Origin of the sequence: Dermacoccus sp. Ellin185, assembly GCF_000152185.1 — a bacterium.
Taxonomy (GTDB): Bacteria; Actinomycetota; Actinomycetes; order Actinomycetales; family Dermatophilaceae; genus Dermacoccus; species Dermacoccus nishinomiyaensis.
The window spans coordinates 143027-149521 of the sequence record NZ_AEIQ01000056.1; the positions used below are offsets into that span (position 1 = coordinate 143027).

Annotated in this window: 5 protein-coding genes; all 5 read left to right on the forward strand. The window is 66.9% G+C overall.

Going from position 1 to position 6495, the window contains the following annotated elements; genetic code table 11:
* Positions 1–228: 228 nt before the first annotated feature.
* From HMPREF0321_RS05465 to HMPREF0321_RS05485, 5 genes are read left to right on the forward strand one after another with little or no spacing between them, the layout of a single operon-like run.
* Positions 229–2019, forward strand: a complete 1791-nt coding sequence (locus tag HMPREF0321_RS05465; RefSeq protein WP_006944626.1) for a DUF262 domain-containing protein — start codon at positions 229–231, stop codon at positions 2017–2019.
* On the forward strand, positions 2019–3599 hold the full coding sequence (locus HMPREF0321_RS05470; RefSeq protein ID WP_006944608.1) for a hypothetical protein: 1581 nt from the start codon (positions 2019–2021) through the stop codon (positions 3597–3599). The genes HMPREF0321_RS05465 and HMPREF0321_RS05470 overlap by 1 nt, the downstream gene beginning before the upstream one ends.
* A 40-nt stretch (positions 3600–3639) precedes the next feature.
* Positions 3640–4557 carry an HNH endonuclease gene (locus HMPREF0321_RS05475; protein ID WP_006944779.1) on the forward strand — a complete coding sequence of 306 codons (918 nt, stop codon included), beginning with the start codon at positions 3640–3642 and terminating at the stop codon, positions 4555–4557.
* A 26-nt stretch (positions 4558–4583) separates the two neighbouring features.
* Positions 4584–5339, forward strand: a complete 756-nt coding sequence (locus HMPREF0321_RS16730; RefSeq protein ID WP_006944805.1) for a TM2 domain-containing protein — start codon at positions 4584–4586, stop codon at positions 5337–5339.
* Positions 5340–5366: 27 nt separating this feature from the next.
* Entirely contained in the window at positions 5367–6239 is an 873-nt protein-coding gene (locus tag HMPREF0321_RS05485) for an alpha/beta fold hydrolase (RefSeq protein ID WP_006944773.1), read from the forward strand.
* The last annotated feature ends 256 nt before the right edge of the window (positions 6240–6495 follow it).

Genomic DNA, 6495 nt, shown 5'->3' on the forward strand with positions numbered 1-6495 from the left:
GTGGAAACGGGTGGGCGCTCCTGAGGACTGTCGGTGGGAACGAAGACCAGCCAACCGATTCCCTCACCGTTCGAGATTGATGCGACCACACCGCACCGAGAGTACCGGCGAGGTCCCGTGTCTGGCCAGGGTTCTGCCTGACATCAGGCGGCTCAGGGTGCCCGCCAATGGCGGCGAAAGTGTTGTCTCCATGCCCGGAAGGCGTGCGGGGTAGCTAGCCTCGGTGACATGGCAAAGTACTCCGTCGAGCAACGTGACGTCGCGACCTTGTTGAACCTGGTGAAGAGCGAGCAGATCGCGATCCCCGAGCTGCAGCGGCCGTTCGTGTGGGACAGCGTCAAGGTTCGGGACCTCATGGATTCGCTCTACAAGGGCTACCCCGTCGGCTACCTCATCACGTGGCAGTCGGTCGGAGCGAAGCTCAAGGGCGGGCAGGTCGCGACGTACCAGCAGATCCTCATCGACGGGCAGCAGCGCATCACGGCTCTGCGTGCCGCCGTGGCAGGGCTCAAGGTCATCGACAAGCGGTACCGCCAGAAGCGCATCACGATCGCGTTCAATCCGGTCAAGGAGGAGTTCGCGACGGCGACCCCGGTGATCGCGAAGGATCCCGAGTGGGTCTCCGACATCTCCGGGTTCATGTGCCTCGACTCCACCTGGGAGTTCTTCAACGACTACTTCACGCGCAACCCCGACGTCGACAAGTCCACCGTGGGAAGAAACCTCGAGCGGTTGAGCAAGATCAAGAACGCTCAAATCGGCATCATCTCGCTCAGCGACGATCTCGACGTCGAGACGGTGTCGGAGATCTTCATCCGCATCAACTCCAAGGGCGTGCCGCTGAGCAGTGCCGACTTCGCCATGAGCAAGATTGCGACGTACGGCGACCGTGGCCGCAACCTGCGCAAGCTCATCGACTACTTCGCGCACCTGTCGGTGGCGCCGCACGCGTACGACGACATCAAGGAGAACGACGTCGAGTTCGGTGCCTCGGGCTACCTGGAAAAGATCGCCTGGCTCCGCAACGTCTCGGAGGATCTGTACGACCCCAACTACGGCGACATCATCCGCGTGGCCGGTCTCGTGGGCTTCAGCCGCGGGCGCGCGTCGTCGATCGTGGGGGAGCTGTCGGGTCGCGATCCCGAGACTCGGAAGCTCGACCCGGACCGGATCCCGCAGGCCTACGACGTGCTCGAAGCAGCCCTGGCGAAGATCGTCAACCAGTACGAGTTCGAGAACTTCGTCATGACGATCAAGTCGGCAGGCTTCATCACGCCCAGCATGATCGGCTCCAAGAATGCGCTGAACTTCGCCTACGCCCTCTACCTACGTCTGCGCCAGGACACGTCGATGTCCGAGGGCGAGCGCAAGAGGATCGTCCGTCGATGGTTCGTCATGTCGATGCTGACGGGACGTCACTCCGGAAGCTTCGAGACGACGTGGGAACTCGACATGCGGCGCATCGCCTCCATGGGAGCGGCGGCCTACCTCAGGCAGCTCGAAGAGTCGACCCTGAGCGATGCTTACTGGAACGTCACGATGCCGTCAGCGCTCCAGACACCGTCGACGAGCGCCCCGGCGTTCCAGGCGTTCCTCGCATCGCAGATCCACGCCAACAAGCGCGGCTTTCTCTCGCGCAGCATCACCGTCACCGCGATGCACGAGAACTCCGGCGACATCCACCACATCGTCCCCAAGGCCTACCTGCAGACGCACGGTGTCACCGACCGCCGCGACTACAACCAGGTCGCCAACTTCGCGCTGACGGAGACGTCGGTGAACATCAGCATCGGCAAGCGGTCCCCGGCCGAATACATGGGCATGGTGGACGAGCAGATCGCCACCGGAGTGCTGAAGCTGGGGGAGATCGTCGACGCCGACGATCTCGTGCGCAATCTCGAAGAGAACGCCATCCCAGCGAACATCCGTGACGTCTCCGTGGACGACTACGAGAGCTTCCTGGCCGAGCGCCGCCACCTCATGGCCCAGGCCGTCCGCCGATACTACGAAGGACTGTGATGACCGACCAACCTCGAGACCCTGAGAACGAGGCCCACGGAGCGATCATCGAGATCGAGCCCGGCGTCGCCGTCGTCGTGGGTGATGCGTTGCCCGAGGGGGTCGAGTTGCTCCCCATGGATCTGATCGACCCCGAGATCAGAACGCAGATGGCGTCGTCCGCGGCGTCGGCGCTGGGCTGGGGCAACGTCGCGGTCCAGACGGTCAGCGGTGCGGTTCAGGCTCAGGGGCTGCTCCGCTTCGCCCCGCAGTCGCTCGATCTGATCGCCAAGGGCGCTCAGCCGATGATGAGCGGTGGACAACTAACCGGAAACCTCGTGAAAAACGGCAAGATCGTCGGCCAAGCCCGGCTCATCGCAGCCGGCGGGGCCCAGGCGACGACAATCGCCGCCTCGGCCGGCGGGGCGCTCGCGATGGTCGCGATGCAGGCGCAGATGGCCCAGATCCAGCGGACCGCGGAGGAGAACCTCAAGCTCACCGAAGGCGTGTTCGACGCGATCAAGAGCGACCACTGGTCTCAGATCACGGGTGCCACGAAGGCGATCAACCAGGCGTACAACATGGCGACGCACGTCGGCGCGGTCACCGACTCCATCATGGGTGGCATTCGCCATCTGCGCCCCGACCTCGAGGCCTACGTCGACCGCTCCCAGCACACTGTCGCCGGTCACGAGCATGCGCTGTCTCAGGCGGAGTCACACCCGGCCCGTCAGCAGATCCTCCAGCGCCCCGACGTGGTCCGCGACGCACAGGCCCTCGTCCTCGCGACGGAGACGCTGCGGATGTTCCGCCTCCTCGAAGCGGCGAACGCAGCCCTGCACGCCGGCGAGGACGAGCGCGAGGCCCGACGCCGCGATCGCCTCGTCGAGCAGGCCGAGACCGAAGGTGCCCGGCAGAGGGAGAGGGCGACGGCGTTGCTCGCCGACCTACGACGGGAGCTCAACCTCGCCGCGACGCTGAGGGCCCCCAAGCGCACGCTCTCCTTCCGAGAGCGGGCGGCGAGCCGCGCGAACGCGGCGTCGAGCGCCCACCTCGCGGCCATCGTCAATGACCTGGGTCGGCGTCTCGGCCTGACGAGTGTCGAACCCTTCATCGCGCCCAATCGGACCGCCGTCGACGGCGCTGTTCCAGACGCTGTCCTCCACGGACTCCCTTGGGTGACGGGCACCCCGGGTGAGCGACTCATCGGGTTCGCCGAGATGAACGAGGCGAGCGGGCTCGCGATCGCCGACATCGGGCGCCGCCGCTGGGTAGCCGTCACGGATCGGACCACGTACGTGATGTCACCCAAGACCTTCGAGAGTTCCGCCGAGATAGAGCACGCGATCGACAACGGCGACATTCGCTTCGTGCGGGTGAAGAAGAACGACGGGCGGGCGCCCGCGCTCACCATCGTGACCACGGATGACGCCCTGCACCTCGAGTTCGGCTCGTGGGCGAAGGACGGCGAAGCCCACCAAGCCGCCGAATCGTTCGCCGAACTGCTGGCGAGCCGCATGAACCTGCCCGACGACGAGGTGCCCGTCGTCGACATCCCGGAATTGGCCCAATCCCTCACGCCCATGAGCATCGAGCGATGACGGGACGCGTGGGTCCCGGGTCGGTCGAGCGGCGGCGCTGATGACCGCCCTCTGGCCGGCCGCTGAGCAGGACGCTCTGCGCGCCGAGGCCATCCGATGGCTGGCGGCCCGCACCAATGACGGCCTCGACGCATTGACGTCAGAGGAGATCGCGGAGTTCACCTTCGGCGGAGGGAGCTTCAGGCTCATGGACCCCCAGAGGGGGATCCGCAAGCCGCGACAGTTCACCGCGGCACTCTCGATCCGGACGACCTATTGCCCCGAAGGTGCTGAGCGCCCCTACGAGGACGACATGGGCCCCGACGGGCTCGTCAGATACAAGTGGCGCGGCGATGACCCGAACCACCCGGAGAACCGCGCGCTGCGCGAGGCCATGATTCATCGCGCGCCTCTCATCTGGTTCTGGGGAGTGGGCCAGGCCCTCTACAAGCCCGTCTTCCCCGTCTACCTCATCGCCGAGGAGGAGGCGCAGCAACAATTCGTCGTGGCCACGGACGGCCTGCAGCATCTGCAGCAGACGACGTCACCGATGGAGGAAGTCCTGCGTCGATACCTGCGCCAGGAGACCTATCGCCGCCTGCACCAGCCCGTCTTCCGCAGCATGATCATGAGGGCGTACGAATCCAGCTGCGCCGTGTGCCAGCTTAGGCACAGCCCCCTCCTCGACGCCGCGCACATCGTCGAGGATCGACATGAGCGTGGCATTGCATCCGTCCGCAACGGGCTCGCACTCTGCAAGATCCATCACGCCGCCTATGACGTCGGCATCCTCGGCCTGACACCCGAGTTACGCGTCGAGGTACGCGCCGACATCCTCGACGAGGTGGACGGCCCGTTGCTCGAGCACGGCATCAAGAAGCTGCACGGTCAACCGCTCATGGTGGTTCCCCGCCGCCGCGCCGACCGGCCCGACCCCGAGCTGCTGCAGATCCACTACGAGCGCTTTCGCGCCTCGTGACCGCCTTCGCGTGCCACAGTTGAGACATGATCAACGACCCGGGTTACGGCGGCACCCATCGTCACGACGACACGCAGGCCATGCCCCACGCGTCAGGGCCTTATGGGGCGCGTTCCGACGGCTACGCAGCTGCGCGAGACAGGCACCACGGCAGCTCTCCGGCCGGCGACGACGGCTACCGGGCCGACGCGCCCTACATCGACTCGGCCGGCGCGACTCACGGCGGACGGGCCGCGGGCGCCGACCAGCCGTACCCGTACTCGCCGTACCCGTCGGGCGCGCCCTCCGGTCAGGGTTCGCCCGGGTACAACCAGGGCCCGTCATGGCAGGGCGGCTACGGTCATGGCCCGAGCGGCGCGCCGGGTTACGACCAGCAGGGCAACGGTGCGTGGCAGGGGCCGACCGCCCAGCGGTTCCCGGGCCAACAGCCCCAGGGCTACGGGTCGTGGCAGGGCCCCGTGCAACCGGGCGTCGCACACGGCCAGATGCTCTACGCGTCGGGCCTGATCGACCCGATGACGGGCGAACCGCTCTCCGACAAATCCAAGATCGCCGCCGGCCTGCTGCAGCTCTTCTTCGGCTACTTCGGCGTCGGCCGCTTCTACATCGGTGACACGCGAACCGGCGGCATCCAACTCGCCCTCGGCCTCATCGGCCTGTTCGGCACGCTCATCCTCGTCGGCTTCCCGATCCTCGTCGGCGTCAGCATCTGGGCGTTCATCGACGCCATCCTCATGCTGACCGGCTCCGTGCGCGACCCCTACGGCCGCAAGCTGAACTAAGTCACCACCGACGAGTAGCGTCGAATCATGAGCGCTTCGAGTCAGCCCACCGCCCCCTGGGGCCATGCCCGCACCGTCACCGTCGACGACCTGACGTTCGACGTCGCCACCGCTGGCCCCGACGACGGCGCGCCGGTGATGCTGCTGCATGGCTTCCCGGAGTCGAACGCCCAATGGCGTTCCGTCGCAGTGCAACTCGCCGACGCCGGCCGCCGCGTCATCGCCCCGAACCTGCGTGGCTACTCACCCGCCGCACGCCCCCAGGGCGCTGAGAACTACTCGATCGACGAGCTCGTCGGCGACGTCATCGGCCTGCTCGACGCCCTCGACATCGAGCGCGCCCACCTCGTCGGGCACGACTGGGGCGGCACGATCGGGTGGTTCGCCGCCATCCGCCACCCCGAGCGCTTCACGACGTACACCGCTGCCAGCACCGCCCACCCCAAGGCCATGCTCGACGCCATTGCAACCGACGAATCCCAGCGCGATGCCATGCAGTACAGCAAGACGTTCCGCGAACCCGACGCCGCCGAACTCCTCATGGCCGACGACTGGCGCCAGCTACGCGAAGGCTGCCACGACCTGCCCCGCGCGACGTTCGACGAACACGCCCGTCTCCTCGCCGAACCCGGCGCCCTCGATGCCGCCCTCAACTACTACCGCGCCTACGGCCCCCGCGACGCCGCCGACCTCGGCCCCTGCACCATCCCGACGACGTACGTCTGGGGCGCCGACGACTTCGCCTTCGGCCGTACCGCCGCCCACCTCACCCACGCCTACGTCGACGCCCCCTACCGCTCCGTCGAACTCGAGAACACCGGCCACTGGATCAGCGACCTCCACCCCGAACCCCTCGCCGCCGCCATCCTCGAACGCATCGACGAGGCCCACGAACGCTGAGCTGGCGCCGTCATCGCCGCCACTCGAAGGGGCCGGCGGAGGCGCGCGCTCGCCCGACGGGTCTGTGTGCTCGCTCGACGTGCGTCGAGCGGACACCCGCGACGTATCCCGTCGAAACTGACGGCAGACGGTCCCGTCGTCCACCGCCCTGACGGCGACCGATACGCCCACGACACGGCGTTACCCGCCAGTTGGAACCGATGAGCTCCCAGGTTCCTCTAATGTGTGGATCAAACGGGCTCTTCACGAACGAGGG

Bases quoted from the DNA above. Each gene is read 5' to 3' on its own strand.
- HMPREF0321_RS05465 (WP_006944626.1), top strand. From the start codon at position 229: ATGGCAAAGTACTCCGTCGAGCAACGTGACGTCGCGACCTTGTTGAAC.
- HMPREF0321_RS05470 (WP_006944608.1), top strand. From the start codon at position 2,019: ATGACCGACCAACCTCGAGACCCTGAGAACGAGGCCCACGGAGCGATC.
- HMPREF0321_RS05475 (WP_006944779.1), top strand. From the start codon at position 3,640: ATGACCGCCCTCTGGCCGGCCGCTGAGCAGGACGCTCTGCGCGCCGAG.
- HMPREF0321_RS16730 (WP_006944805.1), top strand. From the start codon at position 4,584: ATGATCAACGACCCGGGTTACGGCGGCACCCATCGTCACGACGACACG.
- HMPREF0321_RS05485 (WP_006944773.1), top strand. From the start codon at position 5,367: ATGAGCGCTTCGAGTCAGCCCACCGCCCCCTGGGGCCATGCCCGCACC.